Source organism: Arthrobacter sp. Soil736 (assembly GCF_001428005.1).
GTDB lineage: Bacteria > Actinomycetota > Actinomycetes > Actinomycetales > Micrococcaceae > Arthrobacter.
The window spans coordinates 1-22,020 of record NZ_LMSB01000034.1 but is presented as its reverse complement, the minus strand read 5'-3'; the positions used below and the strand labels follow the sequence as shown (position 1 = coordinate 22,020).

Here is a 22,020-nt window from a genome sequence, read left to right as displayed (position 1 = left end):
GCTAGACCGCATGAACAGTGCACCCACTCGCCCCGTCACCGCCGTGATCCTGGTGGCGGCCGGATCCGGGCAGCGGCTCGGCTACGGCATGCCCAAAGCGGCTGTTCCGCTCGGCGGCGAACCCATCCTCCTGCATGCGCTCCGTGGCATTGTGGCCTCCGGCGTCGCGAGCCAGGTTTGCGTCGCGCTGCCAGCCGGCGATGACCAGCTGCGGCAGCTGTGCGAGGACTTCCGGGTGGAGCTCGTTGACGGTGGCCCGGTCCTGACCACGGTCGACGGCGGAGCCACCAGGGCGGATTCCGTCCGGTCAGCATTGGCTGCCCTCGAGGACGGAACCGAAGCGGTGCTCGTCCACGACGCGGCCCGCGCCCTGACGCCCGAGGCAGTCTTCCACCGGGTGGCCCAGGCCCTGGCCGCCGGAGCTTCGGCCGTCATCCCGGTCATTCCCGTCGTGGACACCGTCAAGACGGTCGCCGCCACCCGGGGCCGCGACCTGGACATTGCGCCTGAGCTCGTGACCGGAACGGCACCCCGGGAGGAGCTGCGGGCCGTCCAGACGCCCCAAGGCTTCAGCTTTGAGACCCTCAGGCAGGCGCACCAGGCCGCACTCCAGTTCGACGAACGCCAGGCCGCCGCCGTGACCGACGACGCCATGCTGGTGGAGCTCCTCGGCGTGCCGGTCCATGCCGTCCGAGGCGCCAGCCAGTCCCTGAAAATCACCACGCCGCTAGACCTGATCATCGCGGAAGGCCTCCTCGAGGGTCCCCTCGGCGCCCGCTGGGTCGAAGGCTAAGGGCCATGAGCGCAGAGAAACCCGCTGCGGCGGTCACTCCAACTGAGGTGAAAATGATCCTGCCCCGCACCGGAATCGGCATTGATGTCCATGCCTTTGCTCCGGAAAGTGCACCGCAGCCGCTCTGGCTGGGCGGCCTGTTCTGGGCAGGGGAGCGCGGGCTGGCCGGCCATTCTGACGGCGACGCCGTTGCCCACGCTGCCGCTGACGCTTTGTTTTCCGCCTGCGGCATCGGGGACCTCGGCACCCACTTCGGCACTGACCGCCCGGAACTCGCGGGCGCCTCGGGTGTCACCCTGCTGGCGGAAGCCGCCCGGATCGTCCGGGCCGCCGGCTTCGAGATCGGCAACATCGCGGTGCAGTTCGTGGCCAACCGGCCCAAGTTCGGTCCCCGGCGGGAAGAGTCGCAGCGCGTCCTGAGCGAGGCCGCCGGCGCCCCCGTGAGCGTCACCGCCACCACGAGCGACGGGCTCGGATTCACCGGCCGCGGCGAAGGCATTTCGGCCGTGGCCACCGCCCTGGTGTATCCGGCTCCGTAGCGCAATCGCCTAGGCTGGAAGCAGCACCAGTACCGCAATATCAGGAGACCCGTCGTGAAAAAGCTGCTTCCCGCCGTCGTGATCGCAGGGCTGCTCCTTGCAGGCTGCGCCGGAAGCCCGAAGATGAGCGTGGCAGAGAGCTGCACGTTCCTCCAGGGAGATACCTTCAAGCCGACCGGCAGCCAGGTCCAGCAGGCGGACCAGATCGCAAAGCACTACCAGGAAGTTGCCGACAAAGTTGCTCCGGAGCTTGCCGACCCGATCCAGAAGATGGCCGACGTCATGAAGAAGGTGGCCGGCACCTCGCTCGGGGACAAGAGCGCAGAGCAGCTTGCCGAGCTTAAGGAACAGAACAACAGGATCGGCGAGGTCTGCAAGTAAGCGGACAATGCCATCGGCTAATCTGGAGCGGTGACCCTCCGCTTTTACGACACCGCATCCGCCGAAGTCCGCGACTTCGTTCCTCTCGTACCCGGCAAGGCGAGCCTGTACTACTGCGGGGCGACGGTGCAGGGGATGCCGCATGTGGGGCACATCCGCTCCGCCATTGCCTTCGACCAGCTCACGCGCTGGCTCGAGTACCGCGGGTTCCGGGTCACTGTGGTCCGCAACGTGACCGACATAGATGACAAAATCCTGGCCAAGTCCGAGGCGTCCTTCCACCCGGAATTCGAGCAGGAGCCCGGAGCCGTCCCGGAAGAGGAATGGTGGGCGCTGGCCTACCGGTACGAGCAGGAATTCCTCAAGGCCTACGACACCCTCGGCGTCTCCCGCCCCACCTACGAGCCGCGCGCCACCGGCCACATCCCGGAGATGCTCGCCCTCGTCCAGCAGCTGATCGACCGCGGCCACGCCTACCCGGCCCTCGACGGCTCGGGTGACGTCTACTTCGACGTGCGCTCCTGGAACAAGTACGGTTCGCTGACGCGGCAGAAGCTCGACGACATGCAGGGGGCAACCGACGCTGACCCCCGCGGCAAGAAGGACCCGCGCGACTTCGCGCTCTGGAAGGGCCACAAGGAAGGCGAGCCGACGACGGCGAGCTGGGTTTCGCCGTGGGGCGCCGGGCGCCCGGGCTGGCACCTTGAATGCTCAGCGATGGTCACCAAGTACCTCGGCACCGAATTCGACATCCACGGCGGCGGCCTGGATCTGCGCTTCCCGCACCACGAGAACGAGATGGCACAGTCGCAGGCTGCCGGCCACGCATTTGCCAACTTCTGGATGCACAACGGCATGGTCACGTACCAGGGCGAAAAAATGTCCAAGTCCGTGGGCAACACCGTCAGCCCGGCGGAAATGCTGGAACTCGCCCCGCCCCGTGTGGTCCGCTACTACCTCGGCCAAGCGCAGTACCGCTCGGTCCTGGACTATCAGCCGACGTCCCTACAGGAGGCCACGGCCGCCGTTGAACGCATCGACGGTTTCATCGCCCGGGCGGTCCGGGCGCTGTCAGCGGACGGTTCCCTGTTCTTCGGCAGCCACGGCACTGTACCGGACGCGTTCGGCGCCGCCATGGACGACGACCTCAACGTGCCGCAAGCCCTCGGAGTCCTGCATGACACGGTCCGCGCAGGGAATTCAGCGCTCACCGCCGGTGACTTCGCGGCGGCACGGCAGGCGCTGACCGGCGTGACTGACATGCTCCGGGTCCTGGGAATCAGCGACGCCGCGCAGCCCGCCGTCGACGATCAGGCCACCGCGGCCCTCGGAACACTCGTGGAGGCGCAACTCGCCGCCCGCGCAGACGCCCGAGCCCGGAAGGACTGGGCCGCGTCGGACGCCATCAGGGACACCCTGTCGGCCGCCGGCGTCGTGGTTGAAGACAGCGCGGACGGCGCCACCTGGAGCCTTCAGCGCGGCTAGATCCTTCGGCAGCGACCCGCCCCGGTCAACGATTTAACTTGAGTCAGTAGACTGGAGTTCAGACTTACTCAATACAACCAAGGGTGGAACTCATGGCCAACAACGGTCGCCCGGGCGCAATCCGCAAGCTTAAGAAGGGCCCCACCACCGGAACCGGTGGCCACGGGCGCAAGGCACTCGAAGGCAAGGGGCCAACCCCCAAAGCCGAGGATCGCCCGTATCACAAGGCCTACAAGAGCAAGCAGCTCTCGGAGCGCTCCGAGGCCAAGCGCGCCGGAGGCGGCCGCAGCGCCGGCGCACGTTCGGGCCCCAAGGGCCGCGCCACTGAGGAAGTGGTCACGGGCCGCAACTCCGTCGTGGAGGCGCTCCGTGCCGGGATCCCGGCCAAGGCACTGCACGTGGCGATCCGCATCGAGATGGACGACCGCGTCAAGGAATCGCTCAAGCTTGCCGCCGAACGCGGCATCCCGCTGCTGGAAACCGGCAAGCCGGAACTTGACCGGATGACCGACGACGCCGTGCACCAGGGCCTCGTGCTGCAGATCCCGCCGTACGAATACCAGGATGCCTATGACCTGGCCGAGCAGACCGTCGAACGGTGGAAAAAGGGGCACGTCTCGAACGCGCCCATCTTCGTTGCCCTGGACGGCATCACGGACCCCCGCAACCTCGGCGCCATCATCCGCTCCGTCTCGGCCTTCAGCGGCCACGGCGTGATCGTCCCGGAACGCCGGTCCGTGGGTGTTACGGCCGCCGCCTGGAAGACCAGCGCCGGCGCTGCCGTCCGCGTGCCCGTGGCCCGTGCGTCCAACCTGAACAACGCCCTGAAGCAGTTCAAGTCCATGGGCATCTTCGTCCTGGGGCTCGACGGCGACGGCGACGTCTCGCTGCCGGACCTCACCCTGGCCACTGAGCCCGTCTGCATCGTTGTGGGTTCCGAAGGCAAGGGCCTCAGCCGCCTCGTCCGTGAGAACTGCGACCAGATCGTCTCCATCCCGATCGACTCCGCCATGGAGTCGCTCAACGCCTCCATGGCCGTCGGCATCTCCCTCTACGAAGTCTCCCGCCAGCGCGCCGCCAAGTAGCTTCCCGAGGCGGCCGCTTTGCCGTCGGGTCCTCTCCAAGGGTCCGCCGCAGCGGCCGCTTTGCCGTCGCTTAGCGGGATGCCCCTTCCCAAACTTCGCAAGCTCAGTTCGGGGCCCTCGGGGCATCCCTTCCTCCCGTCGCCTCATCCGGCCGCGGGCGGCCTTCTTCGGCTCTGGTCGGCGATGCGCTCCTTAGCAAAACGGCCGCTGCGGCTAGCGGTTAAGGCGTCTTTCGGTCGTTCGAGAATCGGAAACGCTCTCGCAGCTCTTGCCGGAAAACGGGAAACGCTCCCGCACATGATGTGCGGGAGCGTTTCCTTTTAACCGTGAGTGAAACGGAGGTGCGTGCCGACCCTAACCAGCGGGCGGCGATGGCTTGCTAAGGAGCGCATCGCCGACCAGAGCCGCCGGAGGCCGGCCGCGGCCGGAGAAGGCGCCGGGAGGTGTCTAAGCGACGGCAAGGCGTCGGTGTCCGCGGAACGCATCAGCGGAACTCGGCGTCCGCGGCGTCTCGCTGGGGGGCTGAGCTCAGAACTCGCGGCGGTTGGCCAGGACCGGGAGCTTGGTTTGGGCTTCCTTGACCACGGCGGGATCCAGGTCGGCGAACAGCAGGCCGGGGGCGCCGTCGAGCTCTTCCAAGACTTCGCCGAAAGGCGAAACGACGGCGGTGTGCCCCACGCCGGTGGGCGCGGCGCCTCGCGGTTCAACACCCTGCGTGGCCGGATCGCCCTGCCCGCACGCAAGCACGTACGTGGTGGTGTCCACTCCGCGGGCGCGGGCCAGGAGCTGCCACTGCTCCACCTTGCCCGGCCCCGAACCCCACGAGGCGCAGACGATGTTCGCAACCGCTCCACGGTCGGCGTTAGCCGTGAAAAGCGCCGGGAAGCGGATGTCGTAGCAGGTGGCCAGGCCAAAGGTGACGCCGCCGGCGTCGAACGTTACGGGACCCGTCCCGGCGTCCACGGTGTCCGATTCGAGGAAGCCGAAGGCATCAAAGAGGTGAACCTTGTCGTAGCTGGCTTCCACGCCGGGACCGGTGACCAGCAGAGTATTCCGGACTTTAGCCTGCCCTCCGGAGGGCGATGCTCCAGGGGTGAACATGCCGGCGACGATCACGATCCCCAGCTCGGCGGAAATGGCGCGGACCTGGTTGGCCCACGGGCCATCCAGCGGTTCTGCGATGTCGATGAGCGAATTCCCGAAGGCGCGCATGGTGGCCTCAGGGAACACGACCAGCTCGGCGCCGCCGTCCTTGGCGCGGCGGGCATACTCCTCGACCAGCACGAGGTTGGCGGCCAGGTCCCGGCCGGTGATGATCTGGGCAAGTGCAACCCTCACGAGTACCTCCATATCGGTGCGTACTACCAGTATGCCGCTGCCCGGACTCGGCCCCGTCGCATGTAACATCGCGGAATAGATCAGCTATTTGTCTGTGCCAGCTAAGCTTTAACCGATGGTAATGCCTCTCTTAGACACAGCCTCGGCCGTGGACGCCTCCCAGGCCTTCCCCCTCGGCGTCAGTTCCCCGCGCCCCAGGTCGGCCGAGGACGGCTCGCACGACGGGCGCGCCAACGTGGCAGTCTATGCGCCCAGCGTTCTCACACTGGAAGTCGCGTACCAGGCACCGGGAGGCAGCTGGCGGCTCCAGCCACTGCCGAACGTCACGAATGGCGTCCACCACGGCATTGTTGAGGGATTCCCGGTCGGCTCGCGCTACGGATTCCGCTCCGCTACCGAGGGGCAGGTGCTGCCGCTCTCAGTTCCCACCGTGAATTTTGACGACGACCACGACGACGACCGGCAGCCGCTGCTGCTCGATCCCTACGGGCGCGCCGTGGACCAACGCAACGGTTTCCTGACGAACGTCAGGATGTCCAGCGACTTCGACTGGGGCGGCGACGACCGCCCGCACACGGCGTGGCGCAACACCATCATCTACGAGGCCCACGTCCGGGGGCAGAGCATGCTGCACCCGGATATCCCGGAGGCCCTGCGCGGTACCTACGCGGGCATGGCCCATCCGGCCATGATTGAGCACCTCACCGGCCTCGGCATTACGGCCGTGCAGCTGCTGCCGGTGCATTTCCACCTCGACGAGCCGCACCTTCAGAACCTCGGCATGACCAACTACTGGGGCTACAACACGGCGGCATTCTTCGCCCCGCACCCGGCGTACGCCACGCAGGCCGCACAGGACTCCGGGCCCCACGCCGTTCAGGACGAGTTCAAAGGCATGGTCAAACTGCTCCATGCCGCCGGCATCGAAGTCATCCTGGACGTCGTCTACAACCACACCGCCGAAGGCGGGCCGGACGGCCACACCTTCGGCTTCCGCGGACTGGGCGAGCAGAAGTATTACCGCACCGACGGCCACGGCAAATACATCGACACCACAGGCTGCGGGAACACGCTCAATTTTGGCGAGCCCCGCGTGGTCCAGCTGGTGATGGATTCGCTCCGCTACTGGGTGGACGAATTCCACGTCGACGGCTTCCGCTTCGATCTGGCCGTCACGCTGTGCCGGAACGCCGACAACGAGTTCGATCCGAACCATCCGTTCCTTGTGGCCGTCGCGGCGGACCCGGTCCTGTCCCGGGTCAAGCTGATCGCCGAACCCTGGGACGTAGGCTACGGCGGTTGGCAGACCGGACGCTTCCCGGGAGGCTGGGTGGACTGGAACGACCACTACCGCGACGCCGTGCGCTCTTTCTGGCTCACGGACCGTGCGGCGATCGACGCCGGCGGCCAGGGCGGATCCGTGGCCCGGCTGGCGGATGCCATGTCCGGCTCGGCGAGCCTCTTCGAACCGTCAGGGCGTTCCTGGCTGGCGTCGCTGAACTTCATCACCGCCCACGACGGTTTCACCATGACCGACCTCGTGTCCTACGACCGCAAGCACAACGAGGCCAACGGCGAGCAGAACCGGGACGGCCACGGCGACAACCGAAGCTACAACCACGGTTTTGAAGGGCGCACCGAGGACGAAAGCATCCTCGCCAGGCGCGCCCAGACCCGGCGCAACCTGATGGCCTCGCTCATGATCTCCCTCGGGGTTCCGATGATCACGGCCGGCGACGAACTCGGACGCACCCAGCAGGGAAACAACAACGCCTACTGCCAGGACAATCCCCTTGCGTGGCTCGACTGGACCAGCACGCCGGAGTCCCACGCCATGCTGCGCAGCACCAAGCGCGTCATCCGCCTCCGCAAGGAATTCCTGGCCGGCCAGCCCCACGATTACCCGGTCCGCGACGCACAGTCCTACCTGTACTGGTATGACGAGGACGGCCAGCCCATGTCCATGGAACGGTGGAACGATCCGCGGCACAGGGTGGTGCAGCTGCTGCTGGGCTCCGACGACGGGCAGATGGCAGGGCTCGTTGTGGTCAACGGCGGCCGCGAGGATGCCGACGTCACCCTTCCCCAGGTCACCAACGATGACGGCACGGGCAAGCGGATCTTCGAACTGCGCCTGACCACGTCCGACCTCCACGACCGCCGCCAGGGCGCCCAGGTCTCCTCCGGTGAGCGGGACATCGTGCCGGCGAACACCATCAGCATCTACCGCACCTAGGCCACGTGCACCCCACCAACATGCGCAGGCTATTGGCCGTTGGGTCGCTGCTGATCGGGCTCGCCTTGGTGATCCTCGTGGCGTTCAGCCTCGTTTCGTCACCCACGGCGCAGCCTCCCGCGGCCACGGCATCGCCGGGCGCTGCGTCACCCGTGCCGTCCGGCAACGCGACGGCCGTTCCCAACCTCTCCGGCCTCGCCTCCATCAGGGAATCCCAGTTGCCGGCCGAAGGCCGCCGCACCCTCGCCCTGATCCGGCTGGGCGGCCCCTTTCCTTACAACCGCGACGGCGCGACGTTCAGCAACTTTGAACGCCTCCTGCCGCGCAAATCGGTCGGGTACTACACGGAGTACACGGTTCCGACGCCCGGCGAGTCAGACAGGGGCGCCCGCAGGATAGTGGCGGGCAAGGACGGCGAGAAGTACTACACTCCGGACCACTACGAGTCGTTCAAATTCATAGCAGAAGGCAAGTAACACCCATGAAGATCTATTCCGGGGACACCTGGACCGTTGACGAGTTGCGCGACCAGGTTTCCGACGCGGGCCGCCGCAGCCTGGTGATCCCGGCCGCGGATTCCAAGAAGGCCGTGCTGGCGACCTTCGGTGAGGCACTGGACTTCCCCGAACACTACGGCGTGAACCTTGACGCCCTCAACGACTCGCTGCACGACTTCGCCGACGCCATCTCCGACGACGGCCAGGAACCTCTTACCGTCATCTGGCAGGTGCCTGCCGCCTTCCGCAGCGACCGGTCCTTCGGCATCATCTGCGAGATCCTCCAGGACGCGGAAAGCTACGCCGGCCAGGACCTGTCAGTCATCGCCGTCTTCCTTTAAGCGGCGACGTTTGAGCCCAGGCTGACTACGCGTTGACGATCAGCCCCAGTTCGGCCTTGGATGCCAGCGCTTCGTGCTTGGGCAGCACGCGGACGGTGTACCCGAAGGACCCGGAGCGGTCGATCACGATGGACCCGCTGAAGAGGTGGTGGCCGCTGCCGAGTTCCTCCTTGGGCTCCAGTTCAACCAAGGTCACATTGGCGAGTTCGTCGTTTTCCTCCGCCTGGCCGTAAGCCACCTCCACGGAGACGTCGCCGGGGGACAGGTTCTGCAGCCCCACGTAGGCGTTGACCTGCAGCGTGTCACCGATCTGCGGCTCCTCGGACACGCCCACGGAGTCCACATGCTCCACGTGGAGGTAGGGCCAGGCCGCACGGACCTTTGAGACCCAGGCCGCGAGTGCTTTGGCCTGGGCGAAGGAATCGGCCACGGCATGCCGGCCCGAGATTGCGGCGGGCCTGTACAGGATATTGACGTAGTCCTGCAGCATCCGTTCGGCCGAGACGGCCGGACCCAGGTGGGCCAGCGTGTGCTTGATCATGGACACCCAGTGCGTGGGAATCTTCTCCTGGCCGGACTCGGACGGACCCGCAGCGCCGGCCGACTCCGATACGGTGTTGCCGTAGAAACGCGGGGCAACCTGGGTCTCGAGCAGCTCATACAGCGCAGCTGCCTCGATGTCGTCCCGTTCCTCGGCGGAAGCGCCGTTGTTGGCGGTCGGAATCGCCCAGCCGTTCTCGCCGTCGTACATCTCATCCCACCAGCCGTCGAGCACCGACAGGTTGAGGGACCCGTTGATGGCCGCCTTCATGCCGGACGTGCCGCAGGCTTCCAGCGGACGCAGCGGATTGTTCAGCCAGACGTCGCAGCCCGGGAACAGCGTCCTGGCCATGGCGATGTCGTAGTTCGGCAGGAACACGATGCGGTGGCGGACGGCGGGATCATCGGTAAAGCGGACCAGGTCCTGGATCATCTTCTTCCCGGCGTCGTCCGCCGGGTGGGACTTCCCCGCGATGACCAGCTGGATGGGGTGCTCCTTGTGCAGCAGGAGGGCCTTCAGCCGTTCGGGCTCGCGCAGCATCAGCGTCAGCCGCTTGTAGGTGGGCACGCGCCTGGCGAACCCGATGGTGAGGATGTCCGGATCCAGCACCGAGTCGGTCCAGCCCAGCTCGGCGTCGGCAGCACCCCGCTTCTTCCAGGCCGCACGCAGCCTGCGCCGGACGTCCTCGACGAGTGAGACACGCATTTCACGACGCAGCGCCCAGACCTCGGCGTCGCTGACGTTGTAGGCGAGGTCCCAGCGGCCGTTGACGTCCGCCTCGGGGCCGAAGCGCTTCCGGGCGAAACTTGAAATCCGGGCATCAACCCAGGTGGGAACGTGCACGCCGTTGGTCACCGAGGTGATGGGCACCTCGGAGTGGTCGAATCCCGGCCAGAGCGCAGAGAACATGCCCCGTGACACCTCACCGTGGAGCTTGGCCACGCCGTTGGCGCGCTGCGCAAGCCGGAGGCCCATGACGGCCATGTTGAAGAGGAAGGGGTTTCCGTCCGCGAAGTCTTCCCGGCCGAGGTCCAGGATCCGCGATATGGGAACGTCCGGTGCAAGGCCTGCTTCGAAGAAATGCTGTATCTGCGCCGTTTCGAAGCGGTCGATGCCGGCCGGAACGGGCGTGTGGGTGGTGAACACGGTGGACGCGCGTCCGGCGGCGAGGGCCTCATCGAACGTAAGGGCCTGCTCCCCGGCCATCAGCTCCTGGATCCGCTCGATGCCCAGGAACCCGGCGTGGCCCTCATTGGTGTGGAACACCTCCGGCGCCGTGGTGCCCGTCAGCCGCTCGTAGACCCGCAGCGCCTTCACGCCGCCCATGCCCAGCAGGAGCTCCTGCTGCAGCCGGTGGTCACCTCCGCCTCCGTAGAGGCGGTCGGTGATGCCGCGGGCGGCGTCGTCATTGCCCGGGACGTTGGAATCGAGCAGCAGAAGGGGGACTCGCCCGACGTCGGCACGCCAGATGTGTGCCAAAAGGCGCCGGCTGTTGGGCAGCGGCAGCGCAATTTGGATGGGCTTGCCGTTGCCGTCCGCGGAGGGCTCGCGCAGCAGCGTCAGGGGCAGGCCGTCCGGGTCAATCACCGGATAGGTCTCCTGCTGCCAGGCGTCGCGGGACAGGGACTGTTTGAAATAACCGGCCTGGTAAAGAAGTCCCACTCCGATCAGCGGAACACCGAGATCGGAGGCCGCCTTGAGGTGGTCACCGGCGAGGATGCCGAGGCCGCCCGAGTACTGGGGCAGGACTTCGGTGATGCCGAATTCGGGGGAGAAGTAGGCAATGGAGGCAGGGGCGTCGTGACCCAGGCTCTGGTACCAGCGCGGTTCCTGGAGGTACCGGTCGAGGTCATCGGCCGCAGCCTGCACACGGGCCACTACATCCTGGTCAGTGGCCAGCCGGTGCATTTCCTCGCGGCCCACAAGTCCCAGGAAACTTACCGGATCGTTGCCGCTTTCGGCCCATACTTTGGGGTTGAGCCCCTCGAAGAGTTCCCTCGTGGGCCGGTGCCAGGACCAGCGAAGGTTGGTGGCCAAACGGGCAAGCGGCCGGATCGGTTCGGGAAGAACGGTACGGACGGTAAATCTGCGGATTGCCTTCACCTGCGCCACACTAACCGACAAGATGAACGGCAGGAACCGCTTTCGATTACTTTCCGGTAAATGACGAATCTGTTCGCAAATTAGGATCGCAGGCTTAGCAATTCGCCCCGTTTCTCGCTAACGTCGAGCCTGTGACGACTAACACGCGAACCAGTGCCCCAGCAAAGCAAACGCCGAAAGTTTCGATCATGGACGGCCTCCGGTTTGGCCGTTTTCCGATCACGGACGTCCAGCCTGTTGTTGAAGGGGGGAAGTTCCCGGCGAAGGCCCTCCCCGGCGAGGGAATCGTGGTCAGTGCCCGGTCCTTCCGCGAAGGCCATGACCAGCTTGGCGTGAGCGCGGTCCTCCTGGATCCGAAAGGCAAGGAACGCCAGCGGGTGCGGCTGCAGCCCCCGCCCGGGGACCGGGGCAAGGGCACGGACCTCTGGGAAGGCCTGCTGACGCCGGCGGAAACCGGCAACTGGTCGTTCGTCATCGAAGCCTGGCACGACCGCTACGGCACTTGGCACCACAACGCCGAGGTCAAGGTCGAAGCGGGCATCGACGTCGAGCTGATGCTCGACGAAGGGGCCGCACTGCTGTCCCAGGCTGCCGAAGATCCTTCCCGGAACTCCGACGACAGGCGAACCCTCCGGACCGCCGCCTCGGTGGTGTCCGACACGTCGCTGTCCGCCGAAGAACGGCTGGGGGCGGGCTTCGGCGCGGACGTGGCCGCCGTCGTCGACCGGGAGCCGATCCGCGAGCTGGTCGCTGTGTCCGAAGCCTTTCCGCTGCTGGTTGAGCGGGACCTCGCCGGCCGCGGGGCCTGGTATGAGTTCTTTCCCCGGTCGGAAGGCGCCGTCCGGGACCATTCGACGGGCGAATGGACGTCGGGCAACTTCCGGACTGCGGCCAAGAGGCTGGACGCCGTCGCCGGCATGGGCTTCGACGTCATCTACATGCCGCCCATCCACCCGATCGGCGTGCAGCACCGCAAGGGCCCGAACAACACCCTGATTGCCGGTCCCCACGATCCCGGTTCGCCCTGGGCCATCGGTTCGAAGGAAGGCGGCCACGACGCCATCCACCCGGACCTCGGAACCTTTGAGGACTTCGACGCCTTCGTGGCGCGGGCCAACGAACTCGGTCTGGAGGTGGCACTCGACCTTGCGCTGCAGGCGGCGCCGGACCACCCCTGGGTGCAGACCAACCCGGAATGGTTCACCACGCGCGTTGACGGCAGCATCGCTTACGCGGAAAACCCGCCGAAGAAGTACCAGGACATCTACCCCCTCAACTTCGACAACGATCCCGAGGGCCTGTCCAAGGAAATCCTGCGCATCGTCCAGCTCTGGGTCAGCCATGGCGTGAAGATCTTCCGCGTGGACAACCCGCACACCAAGCCCGTGTGGTTCTGGGAATGGCTGATCGCCAAGGTCAACAAGAAGAACCCGGATGTCGTGTTCCTCGCCGAGGCCTTCACCCGGCCCGCCATGATGCATGCGCTGGGCAGGGCCGGCTTCCAGCAGTCCTACACGTACTTCACGTGGCGCAATACCAAGAAGGAACTCGAAGCGTACTTCCAGGAGGTCAGCCACGTGTCGCCGGCCTACTTCCGGCCGAACTTCTTCGTCAACACGCCGGACATCCTCACCGAGTACCTGCAGTACGGCGGGCCCGCCGCGTTCAAGATCCGGGCGGCCCTCGCTGCCACCGCCACCCCGCTGTGGGGCGTGTACGCCGGCTACGAGCTGTACGAGCATGTGGCCAGGCCAGGGGCGGAGGAGTACATCGACAACGAGAAGTTCGAGTACAAGGCCCGCGACTGGGACGCGGCCGACGCGTCCGGCAGGACCCTCGCACCGTACCTGACCCGGCTTAACGAAATCCGGAAGGCCCACCCGGCGCTGGGGGACCTGCAGAACCTGACGCTGCACCACAGCACCGACGACGCCACCATCGTGTATTCCAAGCACAAGACCCTTCCGGACGGCACCAAGGACACCATCATCGTGGTGGTCAATGTGGACCCGCACAGCACGCGGGAAAGCACAGTTTCGCTTGATCTCGCCGCACTGCAACTCGACCCCGATGACCTCACCGCGAACGGCGGATTCCGTGTCGATGACCTGATCTCGGGCGAGGCGTGGGAATGGGGCGAATACAACTACGTAAGACTCGATGCCCATGTTGAACCTGCACACATTCTGAACATCCGGAGGTAGCCTCAAGTGAGTTTCAGCCCGCAGAACCCGAGTCACCACTTCACACCCAAGAGCTCGTTCGAGCTCAACGCCCCCGGATTGCAGCACGATCCCCTGTGGTACAGGAAGGCGGTGTTCTATGAGGTGCTTGTCCGGGGTTTTGCGGACGCCAACGGCGACGGCTCAGGCGACTTCCATGGCCTGATCGAAAAACTCGACTACCTGCAGTGGCTGGGCGTGGACTGCCTCTGGCTTCCGCCGTTCTTCCAGTCACCGCTGCGGGATGGCGGCTATGACATTTCGGACTACAACTCCGTACTTGACGAGTTCGGCACCATCAGCGACTTCAAACGGCTTGTTGCCGAGGCACATGCCCGCGGAGTCCGGGTCATCATTGACCTGCCGCTGAACCACACCTCGGACCAGCACCCGTGGTTCCAAGAGTCCCGGAAGGACCCGGACGGGCCGTTCGGTGACTTCTACGTGTGGAGCGACACCGATGAGAAGTACCAGGACGCCCGTATCATCTTCGTGGACACGGAGGAGTCCAACTGGACCTTCGACCCCATCCGGCGCCAGTTTTTCTGGCACCGTTTTTTCAGCCACCAGCCGGACCTGAATTTCGAGAATCCGAAGGTCATCGACGCGCTGTTCGACGTCGTGCGGTTCTGGCTGGACCAGGGGATTGACGGCTTCCGGGCCGATGCCATTCCGTACCTGTTCGAGGAAGAGGGCACCAACTGCGAAAACCTGCCCGCCACCCATGACTTCCTGCGCAAGCTGCGGAAAATGGTGGATGACAGCTACCCGGGCAGGGTGATCATCGCCGAGGCCAACCAGCCGCCCAACGAGGTGGTGGAATACTTCGGGACCGAGGAAGAGCCTGAATGCCATATGGCGTTCCACTTTCCCATCATGCCGCGGCTGTACTACGCGCTGCGTGATCAGAAGGCGGCTCCGATCATCGAGACCATGCACGACACGCCGGAGATCCCGGAGGGCGCCCAATGGGGAACGTTCCTCCGGAACCACGACGAACTGACGCTCGAAATGGTCACCGCGGATGAACGGGCGGCCATGCTCGGCTGGTACGCCCCGGACCCCCGCATGCGGGCCAACATCGGCATCAGGCGCAGGCTGGCGCCGCTGCTGGATAACTCCAGGGCAGAGATTGAGCTCATCAACGCCCTGCTGCTGTCCCTGCCGGGCAGCCCCTTTCTGTACTACGGGGACGAAATCGGCATGGGCGACAACATCTGGCTCGAAGACCGCGACGCCGTCCGCACGCCCATGCAGTGGAACCCGGACCGCAACGCGGGATTCTCCAACGCCGACCCGGGCAAGCTGTACCTCCCGGTGATCCAGTCGCTGGTCTACAACTACAGCATGGCGAATGTCGAGGCTGAGGCCGCGCACTCCGGATCCCTGCTGCGCTGGACCCGCCAGATCCTGAGCGTCCGGCGCAACCACGCGGCGTTCGGCCTCGGCGGGTTTAAGCACGTTGAAGCCGACCACGACGTCGTCGTGGCCTACCTGCGCGAACTGCCGGAGGGCAACGCGGCAGGTGAGCCGGCCGAGTCCATCCTGTGCGCCTTCAACCTCTCGCAGCATCCGGTGGCCACAACGCTGAAGGTCCCGCAGTTTGCCGGCCGCGGGCTCCGGGACGTTTTTGGCGGGCAGCCGTTTCCGGGCATCGGTGAGGACGGGAACCTGACCCTGACGCTGGGCAGCCACGATTTCTTCTGGCTGCGGGTCCGCACGGCGTCCTCCAACCCGGCGTCCCCGTTTACCCAGGCGATGCCGATCCTGTCCATTGAGGGCTGACATGAGCGAATCCACGCTGACACCCACGCTCGAAGAACTGCTCCGCGGCTGGCTGCCGCGCCAGCGCTGGTTCCCGGTGAAATCTGCCGAATTTTCGCTGGCTCCCGTGGGCGGACTCATCCTCAACGACGCCTCGGGCAAGGTGGGCCTCGAGGTGTTCCTCGCCGCCGTGGTTTCCGGCACGGCCGACGGCGGCCGCCGCACCGATGTTGTGCAGGTGCCGCTGAGCTACCGCAGCGAACCGCTGCCCGGCGCCGAGGGTGCGCTGATCGGCGAAAGCGACGACGCCGAGTTGGGCCACCGATGGATCTACGATGCCGTCCACGACCGTGTGTTCATTGCGGAATGGCTGGAACTCATCCGTACGGAAGGACTTGCTTCCGCCGGCACGGCCAGTGGTCATCTGTCGGGCGCCGGGCAGCCCCTGCCGCGCGCTTCCGGGACGGTCAAGGTCCTCTCCGGTGAACAGTCCAACAGTTCGGTGATAGTGGACGACGGCGTCTCCGCGGCCATCGTGAAGTTCTTCCGGGTGCTTTCCGCCGGACGCAATCCTGAAGTGGAAGTCGGGGCTGCCCTTTCCGCCGCGCGCACTACCGAGGTGCCGGCCACCTTGGGCTGGGTCACCGGCGAATGGGACGCCCCGGCCGGCCGTGCCCAAGGTGAACTGGCGGTGGCCCATGAGTTCCTGGCCGGCGGCCGGGACGCCTGGCGGCTCGCCGTCGAAGCCGCCGGCGCCGGAGTTGACTTCACCGCAGAGGCGCACGCCCTGGGCCACGCAACAGCCACGGTCCACCGCAGGCTCGCGGAAACGCTCGGCGTTTCCGCCGAAGCCGTCCCGGGCGGCGTCATCGCCCCCGGAGTAGCGCAGCGCGTCCGCCAGGCATGGACGGAGGCCCGTGCCGCCGTCGGGCCTCACGAAGAGGCGCTGGAAAGCCTGCTCAACAACCTCGAGGGTGTCCCGGCCGGTGCGCTGCAGCGCATTCATGGAGACCTCCATCTGGGCCAGATCCTTCAGGTTCCCGGCAGCGGCGGCGGACCTGACCGGTGGGCCATCCTCGATTTCGAGGGGGAGCCCCTGCGGCCCATCTCTGAACGTAATTTTCCCGATGTGCCGCTGCGGGACGTGGTGGGCATGCTGCGCTCCTTCGACTACGCCGCCGGTGCCGCGGAGCGGGAGCGAACCGACGCCCGCGTGCCCGAATCCTGGGTCGACGACTGCGCCGAGGCCTTCCTCGCGGGCTATTCCGAAGTCACGCCCGGCACGATCGACCGGAAGTCGCCGCTGTTTGTGGCATTGTGGCTGGACAAGGCGTTGTACGAAGTCGTTTATGAATTGCGCAACAGGCCCGGCTGGCTGGCCATTCCGGTCAATGCGTCCAAGCGGCTTCTCAGCAGTAAAGGCACCGGCGAACCGGCCGGCGCCGCAGCGGAAGGTAAGAAGATGACAGGCTCTGCACATACCGACAGCCACCACGCGCCGTTACACGTGGATGCGCATACGCTCTCGCAGGTGGCGGCTGGCGAACACCACGCGCCGCACTCGGTGCTTGGTGCCCACCTCGATGACTACGGCCACGTAACCATCCGCACCGTCAAGCACCTGGCCGAAGCGGTAAACGTAGTTACCGCTGCCGGCGCAGTGCCCATGACCCATGAGTCCGACGGCGTGTGGGTTGCCGTCGTCGAGCCCCTGCAGGCCGGCCACGTGCCGGACTACCGGCTTGAGGTGACGTACGAGGGTGCCGAACCGGTGACCGTGGACGATCCGTACCGCTACCTCCCCACCGTTGGCGAAGTGGACCTGCACCTGATCGGTGAGGGCCGCCACGAGAAGCTCTGGGAGGTGCTGGGCGCGCATGTGCAGCACTACAAGTCCTCACTGGGTGACGTCGACGGCGTGTCGTTCGCCGTGTGGGCTCCCAATGCCGAAGCCGTGCGGGTCAAGGGCGACTTCAATGCCTGGGACGGCCGCGAAAATTCACTGCGCTCCCTCGGGTCCTCCGGTGTTTGGGAACTGTTCGTCCCCGGAGTTTTAGCAGGGGCGTGCTACAAGTTCGAGATCAAGGCCAAGGGCGGCTACTGGGTGGAGAAGGCTGACCCCCTGGCCTTCGGCACGGAGGTGCCGCCGCTGACCGCATCCAGGGTGGTCGAGTCCCACTACCGGTTCGAGGACGATGACTGGATGAAGGCGCGGGCCGAACTGGACCCCCACAACTCGCCCATGAGCGTTTACGAGGTGCACCTCGGGTCCTGGCGGCTCGGCCTGAGCTACCGCGAGCTGGCCAAGGAGCTCGTGGAGTATGTGAAGTGGCTGGGCTTCAGCCACGTTGAGTTCATGCCGGTGGCCGAGCACCCCTTCGGCGGCTCCTGGGGCTACCAGGTCACGTCCTACTTCGCTCCGACTTCCCGCTTCGGCCACCCGGACGAGTTCCGTCACCTGGTGGATGCTCTCCACCAGGCCGGCATCGGCGTCATCCTGGACTGGGTGCCGGCGCACTTCCCCAAGGACAACTGGGCCCTGGCCCAGTTCGACGGGCAGCCCCTTTACGAACACGCCGATCCCAACCTGGGGGAGCACCCGGACTGGGGCACCCTGATCTTCGACTTCGGGCGCACCGAGGTCCGCAACTTCCTGGTCGCCAACGCGCTGTACTGGCTGGACGAGTTCCACATCGACGGCCTGCGCGTGGATGCCGTCGCTTCCATGCTGTACCTGGACTACTCCCGCGAAGACGGCCAATGGCAGCCGAACAGGTTCGGCGGGCGAGAAAACCTTGAGGCCATTTCGTTCCTCCAGGAGACCAACGCCACGGTGTACAAGACCCATCCGGGAGCGGTCATGATCGCGGAGGAGTCCACTGCATTCCCCGGAGTCACGGCACCGACCAGCCACGGCGGCCTCGGCTTCGGACTCAAGTGGAACATGGGCTGGATGCACGATTCGCTCAAGTACGCCTCTGAGGATCCGGTCAACCGGAAATGGCACCACGGCACGGTCACGTTCTCGATGGTCTATGCCTTCACCGAGAACTTCCTCCTGCCGATCAGCCACGACGAGGTGGTCCACGGCAAGGGGTCCATGCTCCGCAAGATGCCCGGCGACCGCTGGCAGCAGTTGGCCAACCTCCGTGCGTTCCTCGGCTACCAGTGGGCGCATCCCGGCAAGCAGCTCATTTTCATGGGTACCGAATTCGGCCAGGAAGCCGAATGGTCCGAACAGCACGGCCTCGACTGGTGGCTGGCGGACATCCCGGCGCACCGGGGACTTCAGCTGCTGACCAAGGACCTGAACGAACTGTACAAGTCCACTCCCGCGCTGTACACGCGGGACAACGAGCCCGGCGGATTCCAGTGGATCAACGGAGCCGACGCGGACCGCAACGTCCTGACATTCGTCCGCTGGGACACCGAGGGGAACCCGTTGGTCTGCGCGGTCAACTTCTCGGGCGGGCCGCATGAGGACTACGCCCTCGGAGTGCCGTCCACCGGTGCCTGGACCGAAGTGCTCAACACCGACGCGCCCGCGTACGGCGGATCGGGTGTTCTCAACGGGGGGACCCTGACGGCGGAGGACGAGGGCATCGACGGTCAGCCCGCAACCCTGACCGTCACGCTGCCGCCGCTGGGCGTCGCCTACTTCCAGCCGGCCGGCATCGCAGGGGTCGCAGGCGGCACGGCCGCAGCCTCAGCCGCACCCGCACCCGCACCCGAGGACGGTGGCGCGGCACTGCCAGGCGGACCGCTGACTTAAGCACCATGCGGTCGGTCCGTCGAGGTTAGCGGACGCCGCTGACGGACCCCACAAATGGACCCCGCAGACGGGGCGACGAGAAGGCCCGGAATCCCCGTGATTCCGGGCCTTTTCGGCCCCTTGCGGCGGTGGGTTGGCTGCAGGGCAAAGTAGTGGTAGAGTTTATTTCCGCGCCGCTCCCCGGAGTTGGTCGGTACAGCAGCTAAGATGCCCAAGGCATCCAGGAGCCGCAGACGCCGATTTGACACGGAGGAAGCGAGCGGGTAAGTTTGAAAAGTTGCTCCGGAGCGATCCGCGACCGAATGGTGGTTGTGGTGGTGCCGGGTGTGTCTGTTGTTTGAGAACTCAATAGTGTGCCAAGTTTGTTGATACCGGTGGGTTTGCGGTGGGGGTGGGGTGGGTGTATTGTTTTCTAAGTCGCCGAGAGGGGGCCGGCGAGGAGCTGGTTACCGGAGGCGGCCAATCCCCTTCTGAACAGCCTGAAATATGGTTCGCCGTTTGGTGTGCTGTGTGAGGGTGGGGCTGGTTTCGATGGCCGGCGGATCGCGGAAACGCTGATTTGCTTTGAGTCTTGAAACCGGGTAAGTTTGGAAAGTTGCTCCGGAGCGATCCGCGACCGAATGTGGTTGTGGTGGTGCCGGGTGTGTCTGTTGTTTGAGAACTCAATAGTGTGCCAAGTTTGTTGATACCGGTTTATTTTATATGAATTGGTTGATTGTGCCGGACTCGTCCACCCATGTGTCTGTTGTTTGAGAACTCAATAGTGTGCCAAGTTTGTTGATACCGGTTTATTTTATATGAATTGGTTGATTGTGCCGGACTCGTCCACCCCGTGGATGGTCTGGTGTTTTTAGCTGGTTTCAAATTTTGTGCAGCCTGGTTCCGCGTTTTCCCGTGGTGCCTGGTTGTGTCTGTTTTACTTCAACGGAGAGTTTGATCCTGGCTCAGGATGAACGCTGGCGGCGTGCTTAACACATGCAAGTCGAACGATGATCCCAGCTTGCTGGGGGATTAGTGGCGAACGGGTGAGTAACACGTGAGTAACCTGCCCTTAACTCTGGGATAAGCCTGGGAAACTGGGTCTAATACCGGATATGACTCCTCATCGCATGGTGGGGGGTGGAAAGCTTTWTTGTGGTTTTGGATGGACTCGCGGCCTATCAGCTTGTTGGTGAGGTAATGGCTCACCAAGGCGACGACGGGTAGCCGGCCTGAGAGGGTGACCGGCCACACTGGGACTGAGACACGGCCCAGACTCCTACGGGAGGCAGCAGTGGGGAATATTGCACAATGGGCGCAAGCCTGATGCAGCGACGCCGCGTGAGGGATGACGGCCTTCGGGTTGTAAACCTCTTTCAGTAGGGAAGAAGCGAAAGTGACGGTACCTGCAGAAGAAGCGCCGGCTAACTACGTGCCAGCAGCCGCGGTAATACGTAGGGCGCAAGCGTTATCCGGAATTATTGGGCGTAAAGAGCTCGTAGGCGGTTTGTCGCGTCTGCCGTGAAAGTCCGGGGCTCAACTCCGGATCTGCGGTGGGTACGGGCAGACTAGAGTGATGTAGGGGAGACTGGAATTCCTGGTGTAGCGGTGAAATGCGCAGATATCAGGAGGAACACCGATGGCGAAGGCAGGTCTCTGGGCATTAACTGACGCTGAGGAGCGAAAGCATGGGGAGCGAACAGGATTAGATACCCTGGTAGTCCATGCCGTAAACGTTGGGCACTAGGTGTGGGGGACATTCCACGTTTTCCGCGCCGTAGCTAACGCATTAAGTGCCCCGCCTGGGGAGTACGGCCGCAAGGCTAAAACTCAAAGGAATTGACGGGGGCCCGCACAAGCGGCGGAGCATGCGGATTAATTCGATGCAACGCGAAGAACCTTACCAAGGCTTGACATGGRCCGGACCGCCGCAGAAATGTGGTTTCCCCTTTGGGGCCGGTTCACAGGTGGTGCATGGTTGTCGTCAGCTCGTGTCGTGAGATGTTGGGTTAAGTCCCGCAACGAGCGCAACCCTCGTTCCATGTTGCCAGCGCGTAATGGCGGGGACTCATGGGAGACTGCCGGGGTCAACTCGGAGGAAGGTGGGGACGACGTCAAATCATCATGCCCCTTATGTCTTGGGCTTCACGCATGCTACAATGGCCGGTACAAAGGGTTGCGATACTGTGAGGTGGAGCTAATCCCAAAAAGCCGGTCTCAGTTCGGATTGGGGTCTGCAACTCGACCCCATGAAGTCGGAGTCGCTAGTAATCGCAGATCAGCAACGCTGCGGTGAATACGTTCCCGGGCCTTGTACACACCGCCCGTCAAGTCACGAAAGTTGGTAACACCCGAAGCCGGTGGCCTAACCCCTTGTGGGAGGGAGCCGTCGAAGGTGGGACTGGCGATTGGGACTAAGTCGTAACAAGGTAGCCGTACCGGAAGGTGCGGCTGGATCACCTCCTTTCTAAGGAGCACCTACAANAGCCGTCGAAGGTGGGACTGGCGATTGGGACTAAGTCGTAACAAGGTAGCCGTACCGGAAGGTGCGGCTGGATCACCTCCTTTCTAAGGAGCACCTACAACCGGTGGCCGGGACGCATGTCCCGGAGGGCTGGTTGTCAGGAGTAAAGGCCCGTTGCGCAGACGCAAGTTCTGCGGCGGGTGCTCATGGGTGGAATATCAACGAATAGCGGCCGCCGGTTTCTTCCCGGCACCCAGTACGGATCCTGCTCTTCCTTTGGAAGGCGCGGGTGTCCTGGAACGGTGCGGGGAGGGTAAAGGGCGGTTTAGTGTTTGGCACACTGTTGGGTCCTGAGGCAACAGGGCCGGGAGGGTTTCTTTCCGGGTTTTGTTTGTTTCTGGTTTCCTGGCTGCACCGATCACGCGCGTTATCCCTTTGTGGGTGTGTGTGGGGTGTGTGGTACGGGGTTGTTGTTTGAGA

At 64.9% G+C, this 22,020-nt stretch carries 13 protein-coding genes and 1 rRNA gene; 12 read left to right on the top strand and 2 right to left on the bottom strand.

Annotation, left to right across the window (positions count from 1 at the left end; all coding sequences use genetic code 11):
- The first annotated feature begins 10 nt into the window (after positions 1–10).
- The 5 genes from ispD to rlmB all read left to right on the top strand — a co-directional run bounded on the left by ispD (position 11) and on the right by rlmB (position 4,283).
- Positions 11–793: a 2-C-methyl-D-erythritol 4-phosphate cytidylyltransferase gene (gene ispD, locus ASG92_RS17070; protein WP_056630784.1), complete on the top strand. Its 783-nt coding sequence runs from the start codon at positions 11–13 to the stop codon at positions 791–793.
- Between the two features lie 53 nt (positions 794–846).
- Entirely contained in the window at positions 847–1,332 is a 486-nt protein-coding gene (ispF, locus tag ASG92_RS17065; protein WP_157372282.1) for a 2-C-methyl-D-erythritol 2,4-cyclodiphosphate synthase, read from the top strand.
- Between the two features lie 54 nt (positions 1,333–1,386).
- Positions 1,387–1,713 carry a hypothetical protein gene (locus ASG92_RS17060; RefSeq protein WP_056630779.1) on the top strand — a complete coding sequence of 109 codons (327 nt, stop codon included), beginning with the start codon at positions 1,387–1,389 and terminating at the stop codon, positions 1,711–1,713.
- A 30-nt stretch (positions 1,714–1,743) separates the two neighbouring features.
- On the top strand, positions 1,744–3,198 hold the full coding sequence (gene cysS, locus ASG92_RS17055) for a cysteine--tRNA ligase (protein WP_056630776.1): 1,455 nt from the start codon (positions 1,744–1,746) through the stop codon (positions 3,196–3,198).
- A gap of 92 nt (positions 3,199–3,290) precedes the next feature.
- A complete protein-coding gene (gene rlmB, locus ASG92_RS17050) occupies positions 3,291–4,283 on the top strand; it encodes a 23S rRNA (guanosine(2251)-2'-O)-methyltransferase RlmB (RefSeq protein WP_056632113.1) in 993 nt (330 codons plus the stop codon).
- A gap of 528 nt (positions 4,284–4,811) precedes the next feature.
- Here rlmB and ASG92_RS17045 read toward each other — a convergent pair.
- Positions 4,812–5,621, bottom strand: a complete 810-nt coding sequence (locus ASG92_RS17045; RefSeq protein WP_056630773.1) for a carbon-nitrogen hydrolase family protein — start codon at positions 5,619–5,621, stop codon at positions 4,812–4,814.
- Between the two features lie 115 nt (positions 5,622–5,736).
- Between ASG92_RS17045 and glgX the strand changes: the two genes are divergently transcribed.
- Genes glgX through ASG92_RS17030 form a run of 3 tightly spaced genes read left to right on the top strand, consistent with a single transcriptional unit; the run spans position 5,737 to position 8,695 of the window.
- A complete protein-coding gene (gene glgX, locus ASG92_RS17040) occupies positions 5,737–7,857 on the top strand; it encodes a glycogen debranching protein GlgX (RefSeq protein WP_056630770.1) in 2,121 nt (706 codons plus the stop codon).
- Positions 7,858–7,877: 20 nt separating this feature from the next.
- Positions 7,878–8,333, top strand: a complete 456-nt coding sequence (locus tag ASG92_RS17035; RefSeq protein ID WP_056632110.1) for a ribonuclease domain-containing protein — start codon at positions 7,878–7,880, stop codon at positions 8,331–8,333.
- A gap of 5 nt (positions 8,334–8,338) precedes the next feature.
- On the top strand, positions 8,339–8,695 hold the full coding sequence (locus ASG92_RS17030) for a barstar family protein (protein ID WP_056630767.1): 357 nt from the start codon (positions 8,339–8,341) through the stop codon (positions 8,693–8,695).
- Positions 8,696–8,720: 25 nt separating this feature from the next.
- On the opposite strand, the gene glgP is transcribed toward ASG92_RS17030, so the two are convergent.
- Positions 8,721–11,339: an alpha-glucan family phosphorylase gene (gene glgP / locus ASG92_RS17025; protein WP_200952005.1), complete on the bottom strand. Its 2,619-nt coding sequence runs from the start codon at positions 11,337–11,339 to the stop codon at positions 8,721–8,723.
- A 188-nt stretch (positions 11,340–11,527) separates the two neighbouring features.
- On the opposite strand from glgP, the gene ASG92_RS17020 reads away from it, so the two are divergent.
- The 4 genes from ASG92_RS17020 (at position 11,528) to ASG92_RS17005 (ending at position 21,543) form a co-directional block, all read left to right on the top strand.
- Complete coding sequence (locus ASG92_RS17020; RefSeq protein ID WP_056630761.1) at positions 11,528–13,543, top strand: alpha-1,4-glucan--maltose-1-phosphate maltosyltransferase; 2,016 nt, start codon at positions 11,528–11,530, stop codon at positions 13,541–13,543.
- 6 nt (positions 13,544–13,549) lie between these two features.
- Positions 13,550–15,346: a maltose alpha-D-glucosyltransferase gene (gene treS / locus ASG92_RS17015; RefSeq protein ID WP_056630760.1), complete on the top strand. Its 1,797-nt coding sequence runs from the start codon at positions 13,550–13,552 to the stop codon at positions 15,344–15,346.
- A 1-nt stretch (position 15,347) separates the two neighbouring features.
- Entirely contained in the window at positions 15,348–19,097 is a 3,750-nt protein-coding gene (locus ASG92_RS17010; RefSeq protein WP_240987178.1) for a 1,4-alpha-glucan branching enzyme, read from the top strand.
- Positions 19,098–20,018: 921 nt separating this feature from the next.
- Positions 20,019–21,543: ribosomal RNA gene (locus ASG92_RS17005) — 16S ribosomal RNA — on the top strand.
- Positions 21,544–22,020: the final 477 nt, after the last annotated feature.

Bases quoted from the DNA above. Each gene is read 5' to 3' on its own strand.
- ispD (WP_056630784.1), top strand. From the start codon at position 11: ATGAACAGTGCACCCACTCGCCCCGTCACCGCCGTGATCCTGGTGGCG.
- ispF (WP_157372282.1), top strand. From the start codon at position 847: ATGATCCTGCCCCGCACCGGAATCGGCATTGATGTCCATGCCTTTGCT.
- rlmB (WP_056632113.1), top strand. From the start codon at position 3,291: ATGGCCAACAACGGTCGCCCGGGCGCAATCCGCAAGCTTAAGAAGGGC.
- glgX (WP_056630770.1), top strand. From the start codon at position 5,737: ATGGTAATGCCTCTCTTAGACACAGCCTCGGCCGTGGACGCCTCCCAG.
- ASG92_RS17035 (WP_056632110.1), top strand. From the start codon at position 7,878: ATGCGCAGGCTATTGGCCGTTGGGTCGCTGCTGATCGGGCTCGCCTTG.
- ASG92_RS17030 (WP_056630767.1), top strand. From the start codon at position 8,339: ATGAAGATCTATTCCGGGGACACCTGGACCGTTGACGAGTTGCGCGAC.
- ASG92_RS17020 (WP_056630761.1), top strand. From the start codon at position 11,528: ATGGACGGCCTCCGGTTTGGCCGTTTTCCGATCACGGACGTCCAGCCT.
- ASG92_RS17010 (WP_240987178.1), top strand. From the start codon at position 15,348: ATGAGCGAATCCACGCTGACACCCACGCTCGAAGAACTGCTCCGCGGC.